Source organism: Micromonospora sp. LOL_013, from assembly GCF_048060315.1.
Taxonomy (GTDB): Bacteria; Actinomycetota; Actinomycetes; order Mycobacteriales; family Micromonosporaceae; genus Micromonospora_E.
The window spans coordinates 1-24,025 of the sequence record NZ_JBHMIQ010000049.1; the positions used below are offsets into that span (position 1 = coordinate 1).

At 70.4% G+C, this 24,025-nt stretch carries 22 protein-coding genes and 1 pseudogene; 13 read left to right on the forward strand and 10 right to left on the reverse strand.

Annotated elements, in window-relative coordinates; all coding sequences use genetic code 11:
* Window positions 1–38: 38 nt before the first annotated feature.
* The 3 genes and pseudogenes from ACFHWS_RS25540 to ACFHWS_RS25550 all read right to left on the reverse strand — a co-directional run bounded on the left by ACFHWS_RS25540 (window position 39) and on the right by ACFHWS_RS25550 (window position 3,889).
* Window positions 39–1,111: pseudogene (locus ACFHWS_RS25540) on the reverse strand (IS701 family transposase).
* Window positions 1,112–1,380: 269 nt separating this feature from the next.
* Complete coding sequence (locus ACFHWS_RS25545) at window positions 1,381–3,159, reverse strand: hypothetical protein (protein WP_416569264.1); 1,779 nt, start codon at window positions 3,157–3,159, stop codon at window positions 1,381–1,383.
* A 304-nt stretch (window positions 3,160–3,463) separates the two neighbouring features.
* On the reverse strand, window positions 3,464–3,889 hold the full coding sequence (locus tag ACFHWS_RS25550) for a hypothetical protein (protein WP_416569265.1): 426 nt from the start codon (window positions 3,887–3,889) through the stop codon (window positions 3,464–3,466).
* Window positions 3,890–4,007: 118 nt separating this feature from the next.
* Here ACFHWS_RS25550 and ACFHWS_RS25555 point away from each other — a divergent pair, with 118 nt between their 5' ends.
* Window positions 4,008–4,871, forward strand: coding sequence for a helix-turn-helix domain-containing protein (locus tag ACFHWS_RS25555; protein ID WP_416569266.1), 864 nt, complete (start codon window positions 4,008–4,010; stop codon window positions 4,869–4,871).
* A 29-nt stretch (window positions 4,872–4,900) separates the two neighbouring features.
* Window positions 4,901–5,089, forward strand: coding sequence for a DUF397 domain-containing protein (locus ACFHWS_RS25560; RefSeq protein WP_416569267.1), 189 nt, complete (start codon window positions 4,901–4,903; stop codon window positions 5,087–5,089).
* Window positions 5,090–5,147: 58 nt separating this feature from the next.
* On the opposite strand, the gene ACFHWS_RS25565 is transcribed toward ACFHWS_RS25560, so the two are convergent.
* Window positions 5,148–5,312 carry a hypothetical protein gene (locus ACFHWS_RS25565; protein ID WP_416569268.1) on the reverse strand — a complete coding sequence of 55 codons (165 nt, stop codon included), beginning with the start codon at window positions 5,310–5,312 and terminating at the stop codon, window positions 5,148–5,150.
* 178 nt (window positions 5,313–5,490) lie between these two features.
* On the opposite strand from ACFHWS_RS25565, the gene ACFHWS_RS25570 reads away from it, so the two are divergent.
* Window positions 5,491–5,814, forward strand: coding sequence for a PadR family transcriptional regulator (locus ACFHWS_RS25570; protein ID WP_281550445.1), 324 nt, complete (start codon window positions 5,491–5,493; stop codon window positions 5,812–5,814).
* On the forward strand, window positions 5,815–6,705 hold the full coding sequence (locus ACFHWS_RS25575) for a hypothetical protein (protein ID WP_416569269.1): 891 nt from the start codon (window positions 5,815–5,817) through the stop codon (window positions 6,703–6,705).
* 46 nt (window positions 6,706–6,751) lie between these two features.
* Here ACFHWS_RS25575 and ACFHWS_RS25580 read toward each other — a convergent pair whose 3' ends face one another.
* Window positions 6,752–7,567, reverse strand: coding sequence for an ABC transporter permease (locus ACFHWS_RS25580; RefSeq protein ID WP_416569270.1), 816 nt, complete (start codon window positions 7,565–7,567; stop codon window positions 6,752–6,754).
* Window positions 7,564–8,541 carry an ATP-binding cassette domain-containing protein gene (locus tag ACFHWS_RS25585; protein ID WP_416569271.1) on the reverse strand — a complete coding sequence of 326 codons (978 nt, stop codon included), beginning with the start codon at window positions 8,539–8,541 and terminating at the stop codon, window positions 7,564–7,566. The genes ACFHWS_RS25580 and ACFHWS_RS25585 overlap by 4 nt, the downstream gene beginning before the upstream one ends.
* Before the next feature lie 54 nt (window positions 8,542–8,595).
* Between ACFHWS_RS25585 and ACFHWS_RS25590 the strand changes: the two genes are divergently transcribed.
* From ACFHWS_RS25590 to ACFHWS_RS25615, 6 genes are all read left to right on the forward strand, one after another.
* The gene (locus ACFHWS_RS25590) at window positions 8,596–9,354 is read left to right on the forward strand and encodes a TetR/AcrR family transcriptional regulator (RefSeq protein ID WP_416569272.1); all 759 of its coding nucleotides are present in this window, start codon (window positions 8,596–8,598) and stop codon (window positions 9,352–9,354) included.
* 81 nt (window positions 9,355–9,435) lie between these two features.
* Window positions 9,436–10,356, forward strand: coding sequence for an STM4015 family protein (locus ACFHWS_RS25595; protein ID WP_416569273.1), 921 nt, complete (start codon window positions 9,436–9,438; stop codon window positions 10,354–10,356).
* A 20-nt stretch (window positions 10,357–10,376) separates the two neighbouring features.
* Window positions 10,377–11,492 carry an STM4014 family protein gene (locus ACFHWS_RS25600; RefSeq protein WP_416555508.1) on the forward strand — a complete coding sequence of 372 codons (1,116 nt, stop codon included), beginning with the start codon at window positions 10,377–10,379 and terminating at the stop codon, window positions 11,490–11,492.
* Entirely contained in the window at window positions 11,489–12,319 is an 831-nt protein-coding gene (locus ACFHWS_RS25605; RefSeq protein WP_416555506.1) for an STM4013/SEN3800 family hydrolase, read from the forward strand. Before ACFHWS_RS25600 ends, ACFHWS_RS25605 begins: the two co-directional genes overlap by 4 nt.
* Window positions 12,316–13,641 (forward strand): STM4012 family radical SAM protein, encoded by a 1,326-nt coding sequence (locus tag ACFHWS_RS25610; RefSeq protein WP_416569274.1) that lies wholly within the window; start codon window positions 12,316–12,318, stop codon window positions 13,639–13,641. Before ACFHWS_RS25605 ends, ACFHWS_RS25610 begins: the two co-directional genes overlap by 4 nt.
* Before the next feature lie 5 nt (window positions 13,642–13,646).
* Window positions 13,647–14,573, forward strand: coding sequence for an STM4011 family radical SAM protein (locus ACFHWS_RS25615; protein WP_416555502.1), 927 nt, complete (start codon window positions 13,647–13,649; stop codon window positions 14,571–14,573).
* Here ACFHWS_RS25615 and ACFHWS_RS25620 read toward each other — a convergent pair.
* Together ACFHWS_RS25620 and ACFHWS_RS25625 are read right to left on the reverse strand one after the other, a co-directional pair.
* Window positions 14,560–15,792, reverse strand: coding sequence for a glycosyltransferase (locus ACFHWS_RS25620; RefSeq protein ID WP_416569275.1), 1,233 nt, complete (start codon window positions 15,790–15,792; stop codon window positions 14,560–14,562). The two genes, ACFHWS_RS25615 and ACFHWS_RS25620, sit on opposite strands and share 14 nt — an antisense overlap.
* A 64-nt stretch (window positions 15,793–15,856) precedes the next feature.
* Window positions 15,857–16,150, reverse strand: coding sequence for an antibiotic biosynthesis monooxygenase family protein (locus ACFHWS_RS25625; protein ID WP_416569276.1), 294 nt, complete (start codon window positions 16,148–16,150; stop codon window positions 15,857–15,859).
* Window positions 16,151–16,557: 407 nt separating this feature from the next.
* Between ACFHWS_RS25625 and ACFHWS_RS25630 the strand changes: the two genes are divergently transcribed.
* The gene (locus ACFHWS_RS25630; RefSeq protein ID WP_416569277.1) at window positions 16,558–17,556 is read left to right on the forward strand and encodes a TerC family protein; all 999 of its coding nucleotides are present in this window, start codon (window positions 16,558–16,560) and stop codon (window positions 17,554–17,556) included.
* Window positions 17,557–17,605: 49 nt separating this feature from the next.
* Here the strand turns inward: ACFHWS_RS25630 and typA are convergent, their stop codons facing one another.
* Window positions 17,606–19,471 (reverse strand): translational GTPase TypA, encoded by a 1,866-nt coding sequence (gene typA / locus ACFHWS_RS25635; RefSeq protein WP_416555494.1) that lies wholly within the window; start codon window positions 19,469–19,471, stop codon window positions 17,606–17,608.
* Window positions 19,472–19,475: 4 nt separating this feature from the next.
* Window positions 19,476–21,596 carry an MMPL family transporter gene (locus tag ACFHWS_RS25640; protein ID WP_416569278.1) on the reverse strand — a complete coding sequence of 707 codons (2,121 nt, stop codon included), beginning with the start codon at window positions 21,594–21,596 and terminating at the stop codon, window positions 19,476–19,478.
* Window positions 21,597–21,721: 125 nt separating this feature from the next.
* Between ACFHWS_RS25640 and ACFHWS_RS25645 the strand changes: the two genes are divergently transcribed.
* Together ACFHWS_RS25645 and ACFHWS_RS25650 are read left to right on the forward strand one after the other, a co-directional pair.
* Window positions 21,722–22,243, forward strand: a complete 522-nt coding sequence (locus tag ACFHWS_RS25645) for a MarR family winged helix-turn-helix transcriptional regulator (RefSeq protein ID WP_416569279.1) — start codon at window positions 21,722–21,724, stop codon at window positions 22,241–22,243.
* Between the two features lie 46 nt (window positions 22,244–22,289).
* Complete coding sequence (locus ACFHWS_RS25650) at window positions 22,290–23,906, forward strand: CocE/NonD family hydrolase (protein WP_416555639.1); 1,617 nt, start codon at window positions 22,290–22,292, stop codon at window positions 23,904–23,906.
* Window positions 23,907–24,025: the final 119 nt, after the last annotated feature.

Here is a 24,025-nt window from a genome sequence, read left to right on the forward strand (position 1 = left end):
CAGGCCATCCTCGTTCTGCACCACGTCGAGACCGACCGCTACGCAGCATGAAAAGGGCTCAGTGTTATGTGGCGGTACCAGGCGTCGTACCGACGTACCTGGTAGTGATCCAGGCCGATCTCGGTCTTGGCGGTCTGGAAGCACTCCTCGATCGCCCACCGGGTCCCGGCGATACGGATGAGGTCCTCATCGGAGGTGTCGGCGGGGCCGAAGCACAGGTAGTACGCCAGGTCCGTGGGGTCAGCGATGCCGCGTCGGATCAGCAGCCAGTGGCCGTAGCCGTCGGTGGTGCCGGGCAGGGAGGCCACGGCCCAGTCGTAGAGTCATGGTCCTTTGGCGCCGTCGCGCAACTGCGGCGCTTCCAGGCCAGGGCTGGCGCGTCGTCGGCGAGGACGTCCGGGCGGGAGTTGCCCGTCACGGCGGGGATCCGCTGGTTGCGGTGCACGGCCAGGACGTAGCCGATGCGTCGCTGCTGAAGCCAGGTCCGGAACTTGGAGTCCTGTCCGTAGGCCTCGTCAGCGGTGACCCATTTCACCGGCAGGCCGGCGGTGAGGGCGCATTCGACCATCCGCAGCCCCAGCGCGGGCTTGGTGGCGAACTCGACGTCCGCGCCGATGCCGGCTTCGACACGGCGGGCGGGGTCGTCACACCAGCCGCGGGGCAGGTACAACTCCCGGTCGATCAGTGTGCGCCCGTACGGGCCGGCGTAGGCCAGGAACACCCCGAGCTGGCAGTTCTCCGTCCGCCCGGCAGTTCCGGAGTATTGGCGCTGCACCCCGGCCGACTTGACTCCCTTCTTGAGGAAGCCGGTCTCGTCGACGATCAGCACCCCGTCGTCGTGGCCGAGGTGCTCGGCCACGTAGGCGAACACGTCGTCGCGGACCGCGTCCGGGTCCCACACGGATCTGTTGAGCAGCCGTTGCATCCGGTCCGGCGTCGTGTCGCCGGCGGCCTCGGCCAGGGTCCAGCCGTTCTTACTCGCCAACGGCGACAGCAACCCGACCAGGTAACTCAGCGCCTGCCGACGCGGCTCCGCCCGCCCGAACCGGTGCGCGAACCGCGCCAACAGATCCTCCAACCCTGCCCGCCAGCCCACGATCTCGTCGATCAACACAAGCGTGGGAGCCTGCCCGCTCCTCGACCGACCACAACAGACAAGCGGTGCGACCACGCGACCCAGCAGTCGATTGCATCGACATGTGCAACCATATTGCCGGTGCGACTTGGACGTCGATCGCGCCGATGAGCTGCAAGAACCCCAGTTCAAACAGGCGCGGCTGGAGTACTAGCAGCCAAGCCCTCGACCTATCTGTCGGACGTCATCCGACGGTTCCTCATGATCGTTCGTCCCACCACAGTCGGAACCACAATGAGGCTCGGCTATTCGCGACCGAAGGCTACGGCGGCCTCGTACAGAAGGCGCGCCAGGTACAAGCCCACGGGCTGGCTGGTGATGGCATCTTTTCCGCCCTTAGGGTCCCGTACGAGGGTGTGAGTGGTCAGCAGCCTGCACGAGCTGATAGCCGCCGCGAGTGACGGGCGTAGGTCTCTGGCGACGATGCGCATGTCTTCTACAACCAGGACGAGGCTGGTGGCCGCAGCGGCGATGATGGGATCGTTGTTGCCGCTCTCGCGGCCGAGAACAGCGTAAATAGTCTGCATGTCGCACTCGGGACCAAGCCGCGAGATGGTGCGAGCGTACTCAGTGTATGGCCCGTCGTCATCTTCAGCCAGGGCGGTCTCGGCGTGCATCGTGGAGATGATCGAGTTCGCGTCGGCCAGGGTTGTCGACATGGGCTCGGCATGGAGCAGGCTGAGGAACACGGTCCTGGTCAGTGCCGACAAGGGCACGCGTGTGTCTTCCCGGTAGGGCTTGAAGTGTAGAGATGGGTTCGCGATCGCTTGACTTGACTTGTCCTCAAACAAGTTCACGGCGTGCGTGGTCATGTTTGCTTTAGGCGCAAACTGCTTAGCCTGAGCGGTTGCGGCGGCGGCGCGGGCCATAGTCCAGGCGATGTGATAGCACTCGGCCAGCGACCGCACTGCGGCGAGGCGTCGGGCGACTTCATCGAAGCGTGCTTCATGGTTTTCTGGGATGGGGGGCAGGTTGTGTTCCTCGAGCTGGAAGTCGAAGTAGCGGCGGGTTTCCCAGGCGATCAGGTCTTGGACTAGTTCCAGCAGTTCGGCGCGCCGGTTGGGGGTCAGCGTGGCCGGCTTGAGCTTGCTAAGTAGATGCTCGTCGAGCTTCTTCGCGGCGGTGCCGAGTGACGGGCCGCCTGGCACGTATCGACAGATCAGAGACAGATAGTAACTGCTCCAGGTTGGCTGCGTGAGGTCCGAAAGGTCACCGTCAGCTTCGGCGACGGCCTCTTCGAAGGTCGGGGTCCACACGAACGCTGCCAAAGGAGAGTTTGGGTGGATGGCGAAGAGTCCGGCGTTATCGCAGCCACGGAGCAGCACGGGCGTCAGATCATTGAGGGGTGCCAGCGGTAACGGCCAGGCGGCCATCGGCGGAATCGGGGTAACGCTTGGGGCATGTCGAATCGCAGCCAGTGCAACCGCTTCGGTGCGCAGGGAGGTTTTCGGCCTCGCGCGCCAGTCGCATGCCGAAGCCACGTCGACGGCACACCGTTCAGCGAGGTAGGCGGTTTGTGCAACCTTCCACTGCTGTTGTGCCTGTTCTGCTTGTCCGCGCCGTCGAGCCGCCTGGCGCGCAAACTGACGCTTTTGCCTCACCGCAGGTGTGGTCTCTCGCCGGACGGCCTTGATCAGGTCTTCGTCGCAGTCGACGCATCGCTCCGGAGCCTCGCCGGCAAGTAGCTTTACTAGGTTCTGTCGCGACCTCAGTGAGAGCGGCTGATCGCACGATGGGCAACGAAACGTGGGCAACATCGCTCGCACCCCGGCAGCAGCATGTACGTACATGCGGCTGTTGGGAACTCCGTACTCGGCACATAGCGACGTCGTCTTCTCCGCCCACAGCACTGAGGGCGGGTCGAACGTCTTGTCGAAGCCACTGAGGTCCCAGTATCGCTGGCCAAGGGCAATCGCCTCGGCATCAGCACCTGCGACGGACGATAGCTGTGGGTGGAACCGAACAAGATCATCCTGCGAAGACTCGCCGTCGGCTTCAGAGACGGTGACCTGATCCGAACTCATCCGGACAGTATCTCTGGAACCCAAAGCAACTGTGTAACCCAGGCAGGTATGACAACGTGACCTGGGGGTTTGAGTCGCGGCGCACATCTCCCGCCCAGGAGAGCGCGTGGCGTGATGTCGAGGTATCAGGTCATCAGCCCTCCTGGGGAAGACCACGACTCCACCAACCCGGTCAGGTCGCTGCCGACCTTCCTGATGACTAACTGGCGCTCGTTCGTGGACACCTCGCAGGGCTGACGCCACGTATCGGGCACGACAGGCGGTGGGGTCGCCGTATCAGCTTGTTGTCGGGCCGGGTCCGGAGTCAGCTGAGCCGGTCGGCGGTGCGGTAGAGGTGGGCCAGCTCGGCCCCGGGGCGCTGACTGGCCCGCCACAGCAGCCCCCAGGTGTCGTCGAGACCTGCCTCGTCGTGGCGCTGCTCCTCGGCAGGATCGTTGTCGGGAGCTGCCTGCCCGAGCGGTGTTGACGGCTGCGCAGGCGGGGCAGGCCAGCCCGGGTCGCCGGGGCGGATCAGCTCCAGCTCGCCCCATTGCAGGTAGAAGTCCCAGGCGTCCTCGACGGTGCGAAAGACGCCGACCTCACGGATCTCCCGCTGCGGGTGCCGGAAGTAGACCAGCGCCTCGTCAGCGTACTCCAGACCCCAGCCGATGGCCGGAAACTTCGGTGCTCCGTCCGCCGGGTCGACCGGCTCGATCAGCAGGAACTGCGCGGGAACTGAAGTGTCGCTCACTGTTCCTCCAAGTTGTATCTAATGGGATTCCCATGGTTCCGGAGGTTTGCCAGACAATCAAGGCTTGAAGTTTGGCGATGGCTCGCTTACCCTCTGTCGCGGATGGAGGTGGACAGAAGTGGCGATGCCTGCAAGTCCCACGATCAGACGCCAACGGCTCGGCGGCGAGCTGCGGCGGCTGCGCCGCGCGGCCGCAATGACGCTGGAGCAGGTGTGCGACCAGCTCGGCTGGGCGTCAACGTCGAAACTGTCCCGGCTGGAGCTCGGCCAGAGCCGACCCGACCTGGCCGACATCCTGGACCTGCTCGACGTCTACCACGTCGTACCGGCCGAACGGGAGAAGCTGATCATCATCGCCCGCGACGCCGCCGCCACCCGAGGGTGGTGGAAGGCGCTCGGGTCGATGGGTCAACGCCAGCGTGGCTACACCGAGCTCGAAGCCAGCGCTGCCACGATCTTCGAGTACCAGCAACTGTTGGTGCCTGGGCTGCTGCAGACCCCGGAGTACGCCCGGCTGAGGGTCCGCTCCGGTCGCGACGTCTACGGAGACCTCGACATCAACGCTGACACCTTGGCGCGCACCGCCCGACAGGAAGTGCTGCGTCGCGAACATCCGCCGCACTACGAGGCGGTCATCGACGAGAGCGCCCTGCTGCGGGCCAGCGTGCCGCCGGAGACCCGGCGCGGCCAGCTGCGCCACCTGACCGCGCTCAGCGAGCTGGACAACGTCACCATCCAGGTGCTGCCGCTCGAAGCGGTCGTGCACGACTCGTTCATGCCGCACACCAGCTTCTCGCTCTACTCGTTCCCTGACCCGGCCGATCCCCGCACCGTCGTGCTGGAGACGTTGACCAGCGACATTCACCTCACCGACGACGAGGACGTGGTCCTCTACGCTCGGATCGGCCGCTGGTTGCAGCAGGCGGCGCTGCCGGTCGATGAAAGCCGGGATCTGCTGGCTAAGCTGGTGGCAGAGAGTTGATTGAATCGCCTGCCGAAAGGGGGTGCGGCATGGAGTCGACCCCAACCGAGTGGCTGCGTTGGCGTAAGAGCAGCCGCAGCAACGCCAACGGTAACTGCGTCGAGGTCGCCCCGGCCGGCGGGGTGGTGGCGGTCCGCGACTCCACCGACCCGACCGGTCCACGGCTGGCCTTCCCCGCCACCGCTTGGCGCTCCTTCGTGGACGGCCTGCGCGCCTGACGTTGTGTGGGCGAACTAGGGCGGTCGGGAACCTCGACCGGCAGGCGTCGGCGGCCGGTCACGACTCCGGGGTGCCGCCGATCCCTTTGAGTAGCCGCACGATCTGTGCCACCCCGGCTTTGATCTCCGCAGCGTCCGCCTTGTGTTCGGCGTAGTGGTCGAGCTGTGTCTCCCGCAACGCCGACAGGACGCGGGTGTGCCCGCGCGACTCCTCCAGGCTCATGGCGTCGATCCTCCCGGATCCGGCAGCGGCACACCCGTCACCCCGCCGGGGCAGGGCAAGCCTGACCGTTGCCAGGGGCGTTGTTGCGGGAAGCAGCGCTCCTTGGCCGAAGCCCTGACCGCCGTACCGCGTCCCTGGCACTGGACGTGCCTGTGTGGCGCACAGTACTGTGTGGCACATGGTTGGCGACAGGCTGGAGCTTGAGCTGCGCCGGGGCGTGGTCGTCCTGGCGGTGCTGTCACAGCTGGGCGAGTTCCGCTACGGCTACGAGTTGCGGCAGTCGCTGTCCGACAACGGCCTCCCGATCGAGGAGGGGACGCTCTATCCGCTGCTGCGGCGGTTGGAGAGCCAGGGCGTCCTGGTCAGCGAGTGGCGGACCGAAGGGCAGCCACGCCGCTACTACCGCCGCAGCCCCGCCGGGGAAGAGCTGTACGACCGGCTCCGGGACTCGTGGCATGGGATGAACGAGGCCATGGGCCAGCTGCTGAAAGGTGACAGGTAGATGCTGACCACCGAGGAACTGATCGATGCGTACGTCGCCGACGTGGCGCGGTTGCTGCCCCGCCGGCAGCGTAGGGACGTGGCTCTCGAGCTGACGACGCTGCTGCGCGACGAACTGGCCGACAGCGACGATCCGGTGACCCGGCTGCGGGCCTTCGGCCGCCCTGCCGAGGTGGCCGCCCGGTACGGGCAGCCGCCGATCGCCGTCGACCCGGCAGACACCCGCCGCTTCGTCCGGCTCGGCGTCGCCGGTGTGCTGGTGATCTGGCTGCTCGGCGTGGCCGCCGCGACCGACGTCGTCGACTGGTACTGGACGTACGGGCTGCCGGCGTTCTGGTGGCCCGGATTCCTCGTCGTGGCGTTCGGCCTCGCCGGCTGGGCGCGACGTCGGTGGCCGGACCGCTTCGCCTGGCGGCCGCGCAGGTCGGCCGCCGGCTTCGTCGTCCGGTCCGGCCGGATCGCCGCCTTCGCCTTCTACGTCGCCGGTACGGTCGTGCTGGTCAACGCGGCCTGGCTGCTGGATCAGCTCGGGGCCGCGCCGCAGGCCGTGCAGGCCCTCACCTTCGACCGTGAGTTCGCCCAGCTCCGTGGCCCACTCGTGCTCGCCCTGCTGATCGCCACACTGGTGCACCACCTCCTGGTCACCATCCACGGCCGGTGGCGGCCGGTGACCCGTACCGCCGGGATGCTCCTCGGACTGGCCATCTGCGCTGTGCTGACCTGGGTGCTGTTCGCCGGACCGGTCTACCTGAGCCCGGAAGCCGACCGTACAGCCAAGTTCTGGGTCGCCGTCATCGTCGCGGTGAGCCTCGTCGACCTGCTGATCGAGGCCGGGCGTCTGGTGCGGCAGCGGGCCGCCGGCCCGCTGGCACCGCCGCTGGGCGCACTCTGACGAGCCGCCCCGCCTGGCGCCATAAGAGTAATGAAACCAGGAGCCTTCAGCGTCCCCGGCGCGTGTAGGCGCGCAACGACAGCGGGACGAAGGTCACCAACAGTACGGCCGACCAGAGCAGGACGGCGGTCACCGGATGCGCGAGTGGCCAGGCCGCGTTTCCCGAGGGGGCGCCCGGATTGCCGAACAGCTCCCGGGAGGCGGCGGTGAGCGCGCTCACCGGGTTCCAGTCCGCCAGAAGGCGCAACCAGCCCGGCATGCCGTCGGTCGGGACGAACGCGTTCGACAGCATCGTGAACGGCAGGCCAAGCGGCACCATCGCGTCGGCGACCTGGTCGTTCTCGACCGCTAGGCCCACATAGACGCCTACCCAGCTCAGCGCGTACCGCAGCACGATCATCAGCAGGAACGCCTGAATCGTGGGGATCAGGCCACGGTGGGGCTGCCAGCCCACCAGCAGTCCCGCACCCACCATGATGGTCAGCATCAACAGGCCGGTCAGCAGGTCGGCGCCGGTCTGTCCGAACGGCACCGCCAAGCGCGCCATCGGCATGGAGCGGAATCGGTCCATTACGCCGCGGGTGGCGTCGCTGGCCGTCCGCGTCATGACCCCCAACCATGCGGAGAAGGTCACCATCGCGAACAGGCCGGGCATGAGGTACTCGCGGTAGTCACCGCCACCCGGCACCTGGATCGCGCTGCCGAGGACGTAGCCGAACAGCACCACCATGACGGCGGGGAAGACCAGCGCGGCGACGATCTGCCCGGGCTCCTGCCGTAGCCGTGTGAGCTCGCGGCCGATCAGGGTCAGCCCGTCAGTGAGCGTCCAGCCCAGGCGACCCAGAGGTGTGGTGGCGGTCATCGGACGGCCTGCCTGTGACCGGTGAGGCGCAGGAACACCTCGTCGAGGGTGGGGCGGCGCAGGCTCACGTCGGCGGCGGCGACTCCGGCGTGGTCGAGCTCGCGCACGATGTCAGCGAGACGCGTGCCGGCGGCGGGCAGTGCGACGCTGAGCCGGTCGACTCCGGCCGTCGTGGTTTCGGCGCCGGTCAGGACGGTCAGAACCGTCGCTGCCGCAGGCAACGCGGCGGGGTCCTCGACGGTGACGTCGAGGCGGTCCCCGATCGTGGCCTTCAGCTCGTCCGGCGTGCCGGTGGCGATCACCTGTCCGTGGTCGATGACGGCGATGTCGTCGGCCAGCCGGTCGGCCTCATCCAGGTACTGCGTGGTGAGCAGCACGGTGGTGCCTTCGGCCACCAGCTCGCGGATGCTGTCCCAGATCTCGACGCGGCTATGCGGGTCCAGGCCGGTGGTCGGCTCGTCCAGGAAGAGCACCTCGGGGCGCAGGATGATGCTGGTGATCAGGTCCAGCCGGCGGCGCATGCCACCGGAGTAGCCGGCGACCGGGCGGTCGGCGGCGTGCGTCAGGTCGAAGCGGTCGAGCAGTTCGTCGGCCCGCCGGTGCGCCTCGCGGCGGGACAGGTGGTAGAGGCGTCCGAACATGCGCAGGTTGCCACGGCCGGTGAGCTTCTCGTCCACGGCGGCGTACTGGCCTGCGAGCCCGATCCGCTCGCGTACCCTGCCCGCCTCGCGGACGACGTCGTATCCGGCTATCCGGGCGTGTCCGGAATCGGGATCGGACAAGGTCGCCAGGATGCGTACCGCGGTCGTCTTCCCTGCCCCGTTGGGCCCCAGTACGCCGCACACCGTTCCCCTCGGAATGCTCAGGTCCAGACCTCGCAGCGCAGGGACGGTGCCGAAGGACTTGCGCAGCCCGTCGGCGACGACGATCGGATCCGCCCCTGTCTCCTTACTGGGTACGTTGTACGCGGTCATGGTGGCCACTGTAAGAGACTGGGTACTCTGTACGCAACAGAGGGGGTGGATACGGTGACCGACGGCGAGTACGTGAACATCTGGATGCGACCCGAGCGCCCGGCCCACGGGCCGAAACCGGTCTACAGCCGCGCGCAGATCACCGAGGTGGCGATCCGGATCGCCGACGCCGAAGGGCTGGAGGCCGCCACCATGCGACGGATCGCCGCCGAGATCGGCGCCGGTGCGATGTCCCTCTACCGGTACGTCCCGAGTCGCGACAACCTTGTCGATCTCATGGCCGACCAGGTGACAGGCGAGATCGACGTCGCGGGGATGCCCTCGGGCGACTGGCGCACGGACCTGACGCGCTACGCCGACGGGCTTCGGGCCATGTGGCTGAGACATCCCTGGATGGCCACCGTGCAGCGGTCACTGCCCAGCTTCGGCCCTAACCAGCTGCTCCTGATCGAACGGTTGATGGGAGTGCTCGATGACGTCGTCCCCATCGACGAGAACCTCGGCCTCATAACCATGCTGAGCGGCTACATCGAGGGCACCGTCCGCGAGGAGATCAGCTCGACCAAGGAGCTGCGCCGCAGTGGGCTCAGCGAGTCGGAGTGGATGGCGCGGAGCCACCCGTACGTCGACCAACTGGTGAAAAGTGGCGAGTACCCGATCTTCACCAAGATCGTAACGCAGGCGCGTCAGCCACACCTGAGCCGCGACGACCAGTTCCGAGACGGACTCCAGCGGGTTTTCGACTGCATCGCCGCGGCCCTTCCACCAGTGGCCGACTCCGGGCAACCAAGTGAACTGCGGTCGCCGCAGTAGGGCGCGACGGGCAGCGCCGCGTCGCACCGGGTTGCTATCGTGCCGGGTCCGCAGCCCCACGCCCTCCCCGGAGCACCGTCGATGACCATCAACGAACACATCACCCACTTCGCCGGACTGCCGGTGGTCGACTTCGACCCGCAGACGGCGGCGCAGCACGCCGGCACCCCGGTCGCCTGGCGGCTCAGCGCGTCGGAGGAGGACGAGGTCGAATTCGCCCAGCTCTTCGCCACCTGGCTGGACACCGTCGACCCGGCGAGCGTCGAGACGCTGGTGACCGGCGACTGGGGCGAACCGTGGGACGTCGCGTTCCCGCTGGAGCTGCTGGTCGACGCCGCGCCCCGGCTGACCAACCTGCGGGCCGTCTTCCTCGGCGAGATGACCTTCGACGAGTGCGAGATCTCCTGGATCCTGCAGCCCGACGTCACCCCGCTGCTGGCCGCCTACCCGGCGCTGCAGGTGCTGCGGGTACGCGGCGCGATGTCCCTGCAGTTGCAGCCCGTGCGCCACACCGGGCTGCGGGAGTTCGCCATCGAGTCCGGCGGGCTGCCGGCCACCCTCACCCGCGCCGTCGCCGCCAGCGACCTGCCGGCCTGCACCCACCTGGAACTGTGGCTGGGCACCCCCGACTACGAAGGTGACACCTCAGTGGACGACCTGGCGCCGATCCTCGACGGCACCCGGCTGCCCGTGCTGCGTACCCTCGGGTTGCGCAACGCCGAGATCGCCGACGCGGTCGCCGCCGCGCTGACCGCGGCGGCGGTGGTGCCCCGCCTGGAAACCATCGACCTGTCGTTGGGCACTCTCGGCGACGACGGTGCCACCGCCCTGCTCGCCGGGCAGCCGCTGACCCACCTGCGCCGACTCGACCTGCACCGGCACTACCTGTCCGACGCGATGATGGTCCGACTGCCGGCCGCGCTGCCCGGCGTCGACATCGACCTGAGCGACCAGCAGGAGGTCGACGCGCACCGGGGGCGGTACGTCTCGGTCGGCGAATGACCGGTTGTTAACCTCACCCGATGAGCCACACCACGCCGCTGGTCGTGGTCGGCAACCCGGGCAACCGGCGGGTCGGGGCGTTCCGTGCCGCCGCGCACGCCGCTGGCCTGCGGGTTCGGGTGCTGTCCTGGCGGGAGCTCGCAGCCGGGGACGAGGTCGCCCTGCCCGGCGGGGCGACGGTGCGGATCGACTCGCCCGGCGAGGACTCCGAGGCGGACCGGCTGCTGCGCGGCGCCGACCGGCCGCTCGACCACGGCGAGATCAGCGGCGGTGCCGCCTGGTACGCCGGGCTGCGCGCCGCCCTGGGCCGGCTCACCGACGCCGCCCGGCGGGCCGGCGCGACCCTGCTCAACGACCCGGCCGACATCGCCGTGCTGTTCGACAAACGGGCCGGGCATCGGCGGCTGGCCGCCGCCGGGGTGGCGCAACCGGTCATCCTGGACACCGCACCCAGCGACTGGGCGCAGCTGCGTACCGCCCTGTCCGACGTCGGCTGGGCCCGGGTCTTCGTCAAACCGGTGCACGGGTCGTCGGCGTCCGGGGTGCTCGCCCTGCACGTGCACGGCCGGCGGGTGCAGGCGGTCACCTCGGTCGAGCTGGCTGACGACGGGCGGCTGTTTAACTCGCTGCGGGTGCGGACCTACCGCACCGAGCGGGAGGTCGCCTCTATCGTGGACCAGCTGGCACCGGACGGGTTGCTGGTGCAGCGCTGGTTTTCGAAGGCCGGCCTGCACGGCCGGGTCGTCGACCTGCGGGTGCTGGTGATCGCCGGGGAGCCGGGCCACCTCGTGGTACGCAGCAGCGACGGCCCGCTGACCAACCTGCACCTGGGCAACCGGCGCGGTGACCCGGCGGCGGTGCGGGCGGCGCTCGGCCCGCGCCGGTGGGCGGCGGCGCTGGCCGACTGTGTACGCACGGCCCGCTGCTTCACCGGCAGCCTGCACGTCGGAGTGGACCTGATGATCGGCAGTGACTGGCGGCGGCACGCCGTGGCGGAGGTGAACGCCTTCGGGGATCTGCTCCCCGGTGTGCGCGACGCCGCCGGGCGGGACAGCTACGCTGCCCAACTGCATGCCATACGTACCGGCCAATTCGCCGCCTGGCGGACCACGGCCGCGATGGGGAGGTCGGCATGAAGGACCTGATCGGCAGCCACGACCTGCTGTTCGTCACGCTTGACACGTTGCGCTACGACGTGGCGGTCGAGCTGCTCGCCGCCGGTCGGACACCGCAGCTGGCCCGCGCGCTGCCCGACGGGCAGTGGCAGCGCCGGCACAGCCCGGCCAGCTTCACCTACGCCGCACATCAGGCGTTCTTCACCGGTTTCCTGCCCACCCCGGCCGAACCGGGCAGCCACCCCCGGATGTTCGCCGCGGCCTTCCCCGGCAGCGCCACCACCGACGAGCACACCTGGGTGTTCGACGCACCCGACCTGGTCACCGCGCTGCGCAAGGAGGGCTACCACACGGTGTGCGTGGGCGGTGTCGGGTTCTTCAACCGGTCCTCGCCGCTGGGCGCGACCCTGCCGGGACTGTTCGCCGAGGCGCACTGGGAGTCGGCGTTCGGGGTGACCGCGCCCGGCTGCTTCGAGGCCCAGCTGGACCGGATCGCCGAGGTCGTCCCGGCCGTCCCCGCCGACCAGCCGCTGTTCCTGTTCGTCAACGTGGCCGCCATGCACCAGCCGAACCGGCACTACCTGCCGGGCACCGAACGCGACAACCGGGACAGCCACGCCGCCGCCCTGGAATACGTCGACCGGCACATTGGGCGGTTGTTCGCGCTGGCCAGCTCCCGGGGCCGGCCCTGCCTGACGATCATCTGCGCCGACCACGGCACCGCGTACGGCGAGGACGGACACAGCGGGCACCGGGTCGGCCACGAGGTGGTGTGGACGGTGCCGTATGCCGATTTCGTGATCGCCCCCGGCGACTGGTCCGACGCCGCGACGCCGGACCCGACGTGACCGTCGCGGACCTGGACGCCTCGCCGTACCAGGGCTACCTGTACGGGTATCCGCACAAGACGGCGTACCGGCCGCTGCGGCCGCGTCCCGTGCTGGCCGACGTCTGGTCCGGGCAGCGCCGCACGAAGCTGTTCTGCTACCTGCACCTGCCGTTCTGCGAGATGCGCTGCGGCTTCTGCAACCTGTTCACCCGGGCCAACCCGCCGGCCGGGCAGGTGGCCGCCTACCTCGACCAGCTGCGCCGCCAGGCGGTACGGGTGTCCGCCGCGCTCGGCGACGACGCCCGGTTCGCCCGGGTCGCCGTCGGCGGCGGTACGCCGACCTACCTGGACGCCGACGAGCTGTCCACGATGTTCGACCTGGTCGACAGGTTCCGGCCGGCGGGCGTACCGACGGCGGTGGAGACCTCACCGGCCACCGCCACCCCGGACCGGCTCGCGGTGCTCGCCGCCCGCGGCACCACCCGGATCAGCATCGGGGTGCAGAGTTTCCTCGACGCCGAGGCGCGGGCCGCCGGCCGGCCGCAGCGTCGCGTCGAGGTCGAGCGCGCCCTGGCCGCCATCCGGGACCAGCCGATCCCGGAGCTGAACATCGACCTGATCTACGGCATCCCCGGCCAGACCGATGCCACCTGGGCGCAGTCGCTCGACGCGGCGCTGCGCTGGGAGCCGGAGGAGATCTACCTTTACCCGCTCTACGTCCGCCCACTGACCGGCCTGGCCCGCCGCGCCCCGGCCGACCTGCCTGATCCGCAGTGGGACGCGCAACGGCAGGCGCTGTACCGGCACGGCGTCGACCGGCTGCGCGCCGCCGGCTACCGGCAACTGTCGATGCGGCACTTCCGTCGCGCGTCGCTGCCGGCCGTCGACGCCCCGGCGTACTCCTGCCAGGAGGACGGGATGGTCGGACTCGGCTGTGGCGCCCGGTCCTACACCAGCGACCTGCACTACTCGTTCGACTATGCGGTCTCCGTCGGGCAGGTGCGGGCGATCATCGACGACTATCTGCGCCGGCCGGAGTCCGACTTCGACGTCGCCGAGGTGGGTTTCCGGCTGGACCGCGACGAGCAGCGCCGGCGCTGGTTGATCACCTCGCTGCTGCGCGCCGACGGGTGCGACCAGGCGGCGTACGCGGCGCGGTTCGCCACCCGGGCCGTCGACGATTTCCCGCAGCTGGCGACGCTGGTCGACCGGGGCTGGTTGACGGTCACCCCGGATCGGCTGGCGTTGACCGGGTCCGGCCTGGCCCGCAGCGACGCGATCGGCCCGTGGCTGGTCTCGACCGGGGTCCGGGCGGCGATGGTCGGCCTGCCGGCCCGGTGAGCCGGATGGACCTGAGCATCCTCTACCGGGGTCCGCTGGCCAGCTGCAACTACGACTGCCCGTACTGTCCGTTCGCCAAGCGCCGCGACGACCCGGCAACGCTGCGCACCGACCGGGTGGCGCTCGACCGGTTCGTCGACTGGGCCGTGCGTAATCCGCACGGCGACCGGATCTCGGTGCTGTTCACCCCGTGGGGCGAGGCGTTGACCCGATCCTGGTACCGGCGGGCGCTGCTGCGGCTGGCCGGGCTGCCGCAGGTGGGCCGGGTGGCGATCCAGACCAACCTGGCCGCCCGGCTGGACTTCCTGGCCGACGCCGACACCGACCAGCGTCGCCGGCTGGCGTTCTGGGCCACGTACCACCCGGGCCAGGTCGACCGGGAGGTCTTCCTGCGCCGCTGCGGCACGCTGCGTACCGCCGGGGTGCGGTTCTCGGTGGGGGTCGTCGGCCTGCCCGAGCACCTGGCGGCCGCCCGGTCGCTGCGGGCGGCGCTGCCGGCCGAGGTCTACCTCTGGGTCAACGCCGCCGACGGGCACCGCTACGACGCCGCCCAGCAGCGGGCGTGGACCGAGCTCGACCCGCTGTTCGGCTACAGCGTGCACCCGCACCCGTCGGCCGGCCGGTCGTGCCGCACCGGGGAGTCGGTGGTCTCGGTCGACGGGTCCGGCACGGTACGCCGGTGCCACTTCGTCGCCGAACCGCTGGGCAACCTGTACGACGGCTCCTACCGGGCCGCACTGCGCCCGCGCCCCTGCCCACTGGTCTCGTGCGACTGCCACATCGGTTACGTACATCTGCGGGAGCTGCCGCTGTACGACGTCTTCGCCGGCGGCGTCCTGGAACGCATCCCGCACGCCTTCCCCGAAACGGTGTCGGAGGTCGCAGGCGCGGCCGGTCCGGCCGCCGCTGCGGATCCGGTCAGCGGCGGGTGACCCGGTCGACGGCGCGCAGCACCGCGGCGTGCCCGTCCTCGGCGGCGATCCGGCCCGCGAGGTGCCGGGCCCGTTGCGCGTACGTCGGCCGGTCGAGCACCGTGCGGATGGCGTCGGCCAGCCGGTCGGCGGTGAGCCGTCGGGCCGGCAGCGGCTCGGCGGCGACTCCGAGACGCGTCAGCCGGGCGGCCCAGAACGGCTGGTCGGCGATGAGCGGCACGGTCACCGCCGGCACCCCGGCCCGCAGTCCGGCGGCGGTGGTGCCGGCTCCCGCGTGGTGGACCACCGCCGCCACCCGGGGCAGCAGCCAGTCGTGCGGTACGTCGCCGACGGCGAGGACGCCGTCGTCGCCGACCTGTAGCCCACCCCAACCGGCCTGCACGATCGCCCGTACGCCGGCCCGGCGCAGCGCGGTGCCGACCAGTGCCGGGAGTTCGGCGTCGAGGACCGCCATGCTGCCGAAGGTGATCAGCACCGGTGGGGGACCGTCGCGCAGGAATCCGGTCAGCTCCGGCGGGGGAGTCCAGTGCGGATCGTCGGCCGGCCACCAGTAGCCGACGACCTCCAGCCCGGGGCGCCAGTCGGCTGGTCGGGGCAGCACGCTCGGACTGAACCCGTGCAGCACCGGCCAGCCCGACCGCCGGGCCTGTTTCAGCAGGCTGGCCAGCGGGACCGGCGGCAGGCCGAGCTGGTGGCGCAGCCGCCGGGAGGAGCGGTCATACGCCCGCGCGCTGACCGCCTCGGCGCCGCCGCCCAGCGCCCGGTTGCCGGCCGGTCCGAAGGAGCGGTCGCCGAGCAGCACGGGCGGGAAGTCGCCGGTCGGCGCGACCGGTTGCAGGAAGACCCCGAGGCTCGGGATCGCGCGTCGCTGTGCCACCGAGTAGCCCAGCGGCGCGGTCGTGGTGGCCAGCAGCAGCACGTCGGCGTCGGCACCGACGTTGACCAGTCCGGTTGCGAGATCGTCGAGGTAGCGCCGGCCCTGCCGGACGAACTCGGCGGTGCCGCGCAGCCCGCCGCCGAGCCGGTGCAGCCTCCGCCCGCCGGGGGTGAGTTGGGCGGCGTACGGGTCACCGGGTAGCGGACGGAAGGCGAGACCGCTGCCGGTCACCAACCCGTGGAAGGTGCCGTGGGTCGCCACAGTGACCCGGTGGCCGGCGGCGCGTAGGGCTTGTCCCAGCCCGGTGTACGGTGCGACGTCGCCGCGGCTGCCGGCGGTCACAATCTCTATCCGCACTGCGGGCTCCGGATTGGTCCGGACCGGCCGGACATCGGCATGGTCCGGGTCACGTCGGCAGGTCGACGAAGTGTTCGACCACCGGCGGCGCGGCGAAGTACGGGCCGATCAGTTCCCGCCACCGCAGGTACCGGTCGGTGGCGCGGAAGTTCTGCTCGTGTGCGTCGACGGAGTCCCACTCGACCAGCAGCACGAACCGGCTGGGGCTTTCCACCCCCCGGGTCATCCGTACCGACCGGCAGCCGTCGGTGGTGGCCAGCAGGTGGCGGCCGGCGGCGTACGCTGCGACGAAGTCGGCTTCCCGGCCGGCCTGGACATCGACCAGCGCGATCTCAAGCACCATGGCGGCAGCCTGCCACATGGCTGCGTTCGGACCGGCCCGAGGGGCCGTTTCTGGGCGGCTCTGACGGGCATGCCCACGGTCGTCCGATGCCTATCTAGCCTCCTAGGACGGCAGAGGAGTTGTGCTTGTCATCACCGGTAGGCCGCCCCGGTGTGTCGTTTGCCCGGTAGTTGCGCAACAATGACGCAGGAGGAGGGGAGTATTCCCCCGCGTTGGTGTCGTCAGCACGGTTGGCCCGCATGGTGGACCGACCCGGCACCAGCGGTCGTCGTCACCAAGGTAGACAGAGTTCGGTGGACGGCGGCGGAAGAGACCTCCGTCAGTCACTGCTGTGCGCACCTCCACGAAGACCGGGGCATCCCGCCCCGGTTCCGGTCGGCGGTGCCCTGTGCCTGCCGGAGGTCCGAGTGAACATCCCTGCCTGGGTTTGGCTGGTCAGCCTGGTCGTACTGACCGCGGTGCTGATCGCCGACCTGTTGATCATCGTCCGGCGGCCGCACGAACCGAGCATGCGCGAGTCAGCCGGCTGGACCGTCTTCTACGTCGCGCTCGCGGTGATCTTCGGCCTCGGGGTGTGGGCCACGTCCGGCGGGCGGTACGCCGGCGAGTTCTTCGCCGGCTACGTCACGGAGAAGAGCCTCTCCGTCGACAACCTCTTCGTCTTTGTGATCATCATGGGCCGGTTCGTGGTGCCCCGGAAGTACCAGCAGAAGGTGCTGCTGGTCGGCGTCGTGCTGGCGCTGGTGCTGCGCGGCGGGTTCATCGCGGCAGGCGCCGTGCTGATCTCCCAGTTCTCCTGGGTGTTCTACATCTTCGGCGCTTTCCTCATCTACACCGCGATCGGCCAGCTGCGCCAGCCCGAGACGACCGACGAGTTCTCCGAGAACGCGCTGATCCGGTGGAGCCGGCGGGTGCTGCCGGTCTCCGGCTCCTACGACGGTGGCCGGCTGACCACGGTGACCGAGGCCGGCCGGCGGATGTTCACGCCGATGCTGATCGTCATGATCGCGATCGGCGTCACCGACCTGATCTTCGCGCTCGACTCGATCCCGGCGATCTTCGGCATCACCCAGGAGCCGTACCTGGTGTTCACCGCCAACGTCTTCGCGTTGATGGGGCTGCGGCAGCTCTACTTCCTGCTCGGCGGCCTGCTGGACCGGCTGGTCTACCTCAGCTACGGCCTGGCGGTGGTGCTGGGCTTCATCGGGGTGAAGCTGGTGCTGGAGGCGTTGGCCGACAACACCCTGTTCTTCGTCAACGGTGGCGATCCGGTCGGCTGGGCACCGCACATCCCGATCTGGCTGTCGCTGACCGTTATCTTCGTGACCCTGCTGGTCACCACGGTGGCCAGCCTGGTCAAGTCGTCCCGGGACCGTAAGCGGGAGCTCGCTGAGATCGTCAAGTGACCGGCCGCTGGGGTCGCCGGCAGCCGGCGACCCCAGCGGCCGGTGCGGTTCAGCTCTGGTGCTTGCGGCGGGCCGCCGCCCGGGCCCGTGCGGTCTGGTCGAGGATCACCTTGCGTAGCCGTACCGCCTCTGGGGTGACCTCGACGCACTCGTCCTCGCGGCAGAACTCCAGCGCCTGCTCCAGGGAGAGCTTGCGGGGCGGCACCAGCCGCTCCAACTCGTCGGCGGTCGACGAGCGCATGTTCGTCAGCTTCTTCTCTTTGGTGATGTTGACATCCATGTCGTCGGCGCGGGAGTTCTCGCCGACCAGCATGCCCTCGTACACCGGGGTGCCCGGTTCGACGAAGAGCGAGCCGCGTTCCTGCAGGTTGAACATGGCGAAGCTGGTCGCCACGCCGGTCCGGTCGGCGACCAGTGATCCGGTGGGCCGGGTCCGCAGCTCGCCGAACCACGGCTCGTAGGACTCGAAGACGTGGTGCAGGATGCCGGTGCCGCGGGTCTCGGTGAGGAACTCGGTCCGGAACCCGATCAGCGCGCGGGCCGGTACCAGCCACTCCATCCGGATCCAGCCGGTGCCGTGGTTGACCAGCTGCTCCATCCGGCCCTTCCGGGTGGCCAGCAGCTGGGTGATCGCGCCCAGGTACTCGTCGGGGGCGTCGATGGTCAGCCGCTCCACCGGCTCGCAGACCCGTCCGTCGATCTCCCGGGTGACCACCTGCGGCTTGCCGACGGTCAGCTCGTACTGCTCGCGGCGCATCTGCTCGACCAGGATGGCGAGCGCCAGCTCACCACGACCCTGCACCTCCCAGGCGTCCGGGCGTTCGGTGGGCAGCACCCGCAGCGACACGTTGCCGATCAGTTCCCGGTCCAGCCGGTCCTTGACCAGCCGGGCGGTCACCTTCGACCCCTTGACCTTGCCGGCCAACGGTGAGGTGTTGGTGCCCAGGGTCATCGAGATCGCCGGCTCGTCGACGGTGATCAACGGCAGCGGGCGGGGGTCGTCCGCGTCGGCCAGGGTCTCGCCGATCATGATGTCCGGGATGCCGGCCACCGCCATGATGTCGCCCGGTCCGGCGGCCTCGGCGGGCTTGCGTTCCAGTCCCTCGGTCATCAGCAGCTCGGAGATGCGGACCTTCTGCAGGCTGCCGTCGGTGCGGCACCAGGCGACGGTCTGGCCCTTGCGGATGGTGCCCTGCCGGACCCGGCACAGCGCCAGCCGGCCCAGGAACGGCGAGGCGTCGAGGTTGGTCACGTGCGCCTGCAGCGGCGCGTCCGGGTCGAAGGCCGGTGCCGGGATCGTCTCCAGCAGGGTGCGGAACAGCGGTTCCAGGTTGTCGCTGTCATCCGGCACCGCGCCGCCGGCCGGCTGGGTCAGCGAGGCGACGCCGTCGCGGGCGCAGGCGTACACGATCGGGAAGTCGATCTGAGTCTCGTCGGCGTCGAGGTCGAGGAAGAGTTCGTAGGTGTCGTCGACGACCTCTTTGATCCGCGCGTCCGGCCGGTCCACCTTGTTGATTACCAGGATGATCGGCAGCCGGGCCTGCAGCGCCTTGCGCAGCACGAACCGGGTCTGTGGCAGCGGCCCCTCGCTGGCGTCGACCAGCAGCACCACGCCGTCGACCATGGTGAGGCCGCGTTCCACCTCGCCGCCGAAGTCGGCGTGCCCCGGAGTGTCGATGATGTTGATGACGACCGGGTCGCCCTGGCCGGGCACGTAGCTGATCGCGGTGTTCTTGGCCAGGATGGTAATGCCCTTTTCGCGCTCCAGATCCATGGAGTCCAGCGCCCGGTCGGGCAGTTCGGCGCGGGCGTGCAGCTGGCCGCCTTGGCGCAGCATCGCGTCAACCAGCGTGGTCTTGCCGTGGTCGACATGCGCGATGATGGCCACGTTACGGAGATCGGAGCGGGTCTGCATGCTCCTATCCTCCGGCATCGACGCGCCGGCCCGGCATCGGGTCGGCCCCGACGGGCACCTGCAGAGGGGTGCTGCGGCGGGCGAGCGCGCTCGGCCACCAGAACCGTCGGCCGAGCACCATCGCGATCGCCGGCACCAGCAGGGTCCGGACCAGCAACGTGTCGAGCAGTACGCCGAACCCGACGATCACCCCGATCTCGGTCAGGGGGACCAGCGGCAGCACGCCGAGGACGGTGAAGACCGCAGCGAGCAGGACACCCGCGCTGGTGATCACTCCGCCGGTGACGGCGAGCGCGGTCCGCATGCCCTGCCGGGTGCCGTCGACCGCCGCCTCCTCCCGGGCCCGGGTGGTGAGGAAGATGTTGTAGTCGACGCCGAGGGCGACCAGGAACAGGAACGCCAGCAGCGGCACGCTGGTGTCCAACGCCGGGTAGCCGAGCACCTGGGTGAACAGGGTGGTGGCCGCGCCAAGGGCGGCGAAGAAGGTGGCGACGACCGTACCGACCAGGATCAGTGGCGCGACGATGCAGCGCAGCAGCACGATCAGCACCACCAGCACCACCACGAGCACCAGTGGGACGACGACCCGCAGGTCACGCAGGGCGGCGTCGCGGGTGTCCAGGTTCGCGGCGACGGAGCCGCCGACGAGGGCGTCGGCGGCCGGTACCGAGTCGAGCGTGGCCCGCAGGTCCCGGATGGCGCGGTAGCTTTCCGCGCTGTCCGGTTCGGCGCGTAGCACCACCTCGACGACGGCGAGGTCGTCGGTGCCGCCGGCGGGTCGGGCGCTGGCGACCCCGTCGACCGTTTCGATGGCGGCGAGCACCGCCGGCGTCTGGGCGGCGTCGGCGACGACGATCACCGGGTCGGCGGCGCCGGGTGGGAAGGACCGGGACAGGGTGGCCAGCCCGTCGATGGATTCGGCGCTGACCCGGAACTGTTCGGTCTTGCTCAGCCCGATCCGGGCGTCGAACAGGCCGGTGGCCAGCACGGCGAGCAGCAGCAGGGAGCCGGCGAGCACGGTGCGGGGTCGGCGGCTGACCAGCGCGCCGGCCCGGGCCCAGATGCCGCTGCGGGTGGGGTCGGGCTGGCCGGTGCGGGGGACGAATGGCCAGAACAGGCCGCGTCCGCAGACGGACAACGCGGCGGGCAGCACGATCAGGCCGTACAGCATGGCGGTGGTGATGCCGACGGCGCCGGCGACGCCGATGGCGCGGTCGTTGGCGAGTACGGCGGCGAGCAGGGTGAGCAGGCTCAGCACAACGGTCAGGGCGCTGGCGGCGATTGCTGGGCCGGCGGAGCTCAGCGCCCGGCGCAAGGCTCGGCGGCGGTCGGGTTCGCGGCGCAGTTCCTCGCGGTAGCGGGCGATCAGCAGCAGGGCGTAGTTGGTGCCGGCACCGAAGACGAGCACGTCGACGATGCCGGTGGTGGAAGGGTCGATCCGCAGGTCGACGGCGCGGCTGACGATGGCGATGAGGCCGTTGCTGACCACATCGGCGGTGCCGACCACGGCGAGCGGCACCAGCCACAGCCAGGGGCTGCGGTAGGTGATCAGCAGCAGCGCGGCGACGACGGCGACGGTGGCGGCGAGCAGGGTGACGTTGGCGCCGTCGAAGGCGGCGGCGACGTCGGCGGTGAAGCCGGCACCGCCGGTGAGTTCCGCTTCGGCGCCGGCGGGAAGTCCAGCGCGGGCCTCGGCGCGGAGCCGGTCGACGATCTCGCCGAGACGTTCGATGTCGATTTCGGCGGGGAGTGGGACGGCGACCAGGGCGGCGGTGCGGTCGGGGGCGTACACCGGTGGGCCGATCTCGCCGGCGGCGTCGCGGGCGAAGGCCTCGCGGTCGGCGGTGATCGCGGCGTCGTCGTCGGCGGTCAGCGGGGCGCCGTCGCGGGAGTAGACGACGAGGGCCGGGTTGACCTGCCCGCCGGGCAGTTGCCGGCGCAGTTCGGCGACCTGGACCGACTCGGCGGAGTCGGGCAGCGCCCCGGTGGGGTTGTCGCCGGTGCGGGGGTCGCCGGCGAAGCCGATCACCAGCGCGGAGAAGGCCGCGGCGGCGAGCAGAACCAGCCAGGCGGTCCACCGGCCGCAGATGATCGCGGTCAGCCGGGTGCCGAGCGGTGTGGGCATGTGTGCACCTCGTTCGTCGCCGGTTGGGCGGGGGCAAAATCCCACGGTTATCCAGTATCTCGTTCATCAAGATTATATCCAGGCTGGGATAGGGTCAGGCCAGGGCACGGATCGGAGGGCACACGGTGGGCGCCGGTGTATGGGGGACCCGGCCGAGCGGTCGGTCAGCGGTGGTGGCGGAGATCATCCGCCGGTTGCGCAGCTACACCGTCGACGCCGGCCACGTCGGTCACGCCTTCGCCGCACTGCACGACCTGCACGCCACCGACCTGCAGGCGCTGATCGCGGTGATGGATGCCGAACAGAGCGGGGAACCGATCACCCCGGGCGGCCTGGGCGCACACCTCAATCTGACCTCCGGCTCGGTCACCGCACTGGTGGACCGGCTGGAGCGGGCCGGACACCTGTACCGCGACCGGGACCCGGACGACCGGCGCAAGGTGCGGCTGCGGTACGCGGCCGAGGGCGCCACCCTGGCCCGCGAGTTCTTCGCCCCGCTGGGCCGGCGTACCGACGCCGTGATGGCCGACTTCACCGACGACGAGTTGGAGACGGTCCGCCGGTTCCTGGCAGCGATGGGCGAGTCAACCCGGGCGCACCGAGACGAGGTGCGCGCCGCCGCCCGGGACGGTGGCCGTGGGCGCTGACGGCGTAGCCGGCGGCCGGCCCGATCGGCGGCACGGTGTCGCCGGCCTGCGGCGGTTCGGGGTTGCGGGCCTGCGGCGGTTCGGGGCCGGGGGTCCGTCGCGGGTGCGGATCCGGCGTGACCTCGCCGTGCGGACCCGCGACGGGTTGCGGCTGCGGACCGACCACTATCGGCCGGTGGGTGCGGGCACCGCGCCGACCGTGCTGATCCGGACCCCGTACGGTCGGGGCGGTCCGGTCCGGCTGCTCGGTCTGCTGTTCGCCCGCCGTGGCTGGCACTGCGTCGTCCAGTCCTGCCGGGGCACGTTCGGGTCCGACGGGCTGTTCGAGCCGCTGCTGCACGAGCGGGCCGACGGGCTGGACACCCTGGAGTGGCTGCGCCGGCAACCCTGGTACGACGGCCGGCTCGGCACCTTCGGCATCTCCTACCAGGGCTTCGGGCAGTGGGCCACGGCCGCCCACGCTGGCGACGACCTGCGGGCGATGGTCGCGGTGGTCACCGCCGCGCAGACCCGCGACTCCACGTACTCCGGCGGGGGGTTCTCGCTGGACACGGTGCTGACCTGGGCGGAGCTGATGTCGGCCCAGCAGGTGCCGTGGCTGACCCGCCAGCGTGAGCTACGTCGTGGCCTGCCCCGGCTGACCGCAGGTCTGGCGCACCTGCCACTGGCCGAGGCTGACCGGGTCGCGACCGGCGCCACCGTGCCGTTCTTCCAGGAGTGGCTCACCCAGCACCGTCCGGCGGCACCGTACTGGCTGCCCCGTACCTTCCACCGGGAGGTCGCCCAGGTCCGGGCCCCGGTGTCGATGGTGACCGGTTGGCACGACATCTTCCTGCCGGCTCAGCTGGCCGACTACGCGGCGTTGCGGGCGGCGGGCCGGCGGCCCCGTCTCACCGTCGGGCCGTGGACGCACGGCAGTCCCGGGCTGTTCGTCACGGCGTACCGGGAGGCGGCGGAGTTCTTCGCGACCCATTTCGGCGAAGGGCCCGCCGCGTCCGGGCACCGGCCGGTGCGGGTGCACGTCGCCGGGGCCGGGTGGCGTGACCTCGCCGACTGGCCGCCGCCGGTGACGACCACCGGGTGGTACCTGTGGCCGGACGGTCGGCTGGGCCGGTCGGTGCCGCCCCGGTCGGCGCCGGACCGGCACCGCTACGACCCGGCCGCACCGACTCCGGCGGTGGGCGGGCCGATGCTGATCGCCCAGCACGCCGGGGTGCGCAACAACCGGGAGCTGGAGGCCCGCCCGGACGTGCTGACCTATACGAGCGGGCCGCTGGACCGGCCGGTGGAGCTGATCGGCCCGGTGACGGCCGAGGTGTACGTCCGCTGCAGCGTCGCGTACTTCGACGTGTTCGTCCGGCTGTGCCGCGTCGACCGGCGCGGTAGATCCTGGAACATCTGTGATGGACTGTCCCGGGTGGATGGCGAGGCGGGCGGCGAGGCGGTCCGGGTGCCGGTGACCCTCTGGCCGACCGCCTGCCGGCTGGCAGCAGGGGAGCGGTTACGGGTACAGGTCAGCGGTGGCGCGCATCCGCGGTGGGCGAGGAACCCGGGATCCGGCGAGCCGCTGGGTACCGCCGCCCGGCTGCGGAGCAGCGAACGGTGGATCTTCCACGACCCGCAGCGGCCGTCGGTGGTCTGGTTGCCGGTCACACAGGACTGAGGATCTTCCGGCGGCGGGCCGGTGTCATCCGGTCAGAGTCGGCAGCGACTCACACCCTGCGCATCGTCGCCAATACTCAGAGTTATTTGCCCTGGTCAGGAGCTTGTTAGTCACGCTAT

Bases quoted from the DNA above. Each gene is read 5' to 3' on its own strand.
- ACFHWS_RS25565 (WP_416569268.1), bottom strand. From the start codon at position 5,312: ATGAGCCTGGAGGAGTCGCGCGGGCACACCCGCGTCCTGTCGGCGTTG.
- ACFHWS_RS25575 (WP_416569269.1), top strand. From the start codon at position 5,815: ATGCTGACCACCGAGGAACTGATCGATGCGTACGTCGCCGACGTGGCG.
- ACFHWS_RS25585 (WP_416569271.1), bottom strand. From the start codon at position 8,541: ATGACCGCGTACAACGTACCCAGTAAGGAGACAGGGGCGGATCCGATC.
- ACFHWS_RS25560 (WP_416569267.1), top strand. From the start codon at position 4,901: ATGGAGTCGACCCCAACCGAGTGGCTGCGTTGGCGTAAGAGCAGCCGC.
- ACFHWS_RS25615 (WP_416555502.1), top strand. From the start codon at position 13,647: ATGGACCTGAGCATCCTCTACCGGGGTCCGCTGGCCAGCTGCAACTAC.
- ACFHWS_RS25595 (WP_416569273.1), top strand. From the start codon at position 9,436: ATGACCATCAACGAACACATCACCCACTTCGCCGGACTGCCGGTGGTC.
- ACFHWS_RS25605 (WP_416555506.1), top strand. From the start codon at position 11,489: ATGAAGGACCTGATCGGCAGCCACGACCTGCTGTTCGTCACGCTTGAC.
- ACFHWS_RS25580 (WP_416569270.1), bottom strand. From the start codon at position 7,567: ATGACCGCCACCACACCTCTGGGTCGCCTGGGCTGGACGCTCACTGAC.
- ACFHWS_RS25625 (WP_416569276.1), bottom strand. From the start codon at position 16,150: ATGGTGCTTGAGATCGCGCTGGTCGATGTCCAGGCCGGCCGGGAAGCC.
- typA (WP_416555494.1), bottom strand. From the start codon at position 19,471: ATGCAGACCCGCTCCGATCTCCGTAACGTGGCCATCATCGCGCATGTC.
- ACFHWS_RS25640 (WP_416569278.1), bottom strand. From the start codon at position 21,596: ATGCCCACACCGCTCGGCACCCGGCTGACCGCGATCATCTGCGGCCGG.
- ACFHWS_RS25545 (WP_416569264.1), bottom strand. From the start codon at position 3,159: ATGAGTTCGGATCAGGTCACCGTCTCTGAAGCCGACGGCGAGTCTTCG.
- ACFHWS_RS25600 (WP_416555508.1), top strand. From the start codon at position 10,377: ATGAGCCACACCACGCCGCTGGTCGTGGTCGGCAACCCGGGCAACCGG.
- ACFHWS_RS25570 (WP_281550445.1), top strand. From the start codon at position 5,491: ATGGTTGGCGACAGGCTGGAGCTTGAGCTGCGCCGGGGCGTGGTCGTC.